At 57.9% G+C, this 299-nt stretch carries 1 pseudogene; it reads left to right on the top strand.

Features of this window, described 5'->3' with window-relative positions:
* Positions 1-127: 127 nt before the first annotated feature.
* Positions 128-299: pseudogene (locus EOD29_RS31180) on the top strand (gfo/Idh/MocA family oxidoreductase); the annotation flags it as partial.

Genomic DNA, 299 nt, shown 5'->3' with positions numbered 1-299 from the left:
TGAAAGCAGGATTTGGCTATTGACAGGCCCGCCGCTCTTCTGCCATCAAGTAACTGTTTAGTTACCGGCTCGGGAGGACCGGACGAGGATGCCCGCTCCCGCCGCAAAAATTTGCTGGGAGGAAAAAATGGCACGCTTGGGGATCATCTTGCACGGCGTTACCGGCCGCATGGGTTACAATCAGCACCTGGTGCGTTCTATTCTCGCCCTCCGCGATCAGGGGGGCATCACGCTGAAATCGGGTGAGAAACTCGAGATCGACCCCATCATCGTCGGCCGCAACGGCGCCAAGATGGAAG

The organism is Mesorhizobium sp. M1A.T.Ca.IN.004.03.1.1 (assembly GCF_003997555.1).
In the GTDB taxonomy this organism is placed as follows: Bacteria; Pseudomonadota; Alphaproteobacteria; order Rhizobiales; family Rhizobiaceae; genus Mesorhizobium.
Note: the sequence above shows the minus strand (reverse complement) of the source record. Positions and strands in the feature narration are given on the sequence as shown.